General features: G+C 37.3%; 1 pseudogene. It reads left to right on the forward strand.

What is annotated here, in order from left to right:
* Positions 1-90 precede the first annotated feature (90 nt).
* A pseudogene (locus tag CWC30_RS16070) lies at positions 91-322 on the forward strand (IS982 family transposase); the annotation flags it as partial.

A 322-nucleotide genomic window follows, 5' to 3' on the forward strand; every position in this document is an offset into this window, starting at 1 on the left:
AACCTGAGCTGCACATAAGAAATGGAACTAAATGCCCTTGCGGTGATCAGATCTTTCGACTAAGAAACATAAGATTACCGAGGCAAGGGCATGAATAACTTAGATGCAATTTACCTAGATGTCGATGATTTTTGTTTATTGTTTGAACCTCAATGGCTTAAACACCTAATAGAATCAGGTGAAAAGCAACGCATTAAGCCATCTCGACTATCCTCTAGCGAAGTGATGACTATATTAATTGCTTTTCATCAATCAGGTTATCGCGATTTTAAAACTTACTACACCAAATTTGGTTGTCAGTATTGGCGACATTATTTTCCTG

Origin of the sequence: Pseudoalteromonas sp. S4741, from assembly GCF_005886135.1 — a bacterium.
Lineage (GTDB): Bacteria > Pseudomonadota > Gammaproteobacteria > Enterobacterales > Alteromonadaceae > Pseudoalteromonas > Pseudoalteromonas tetraodonis.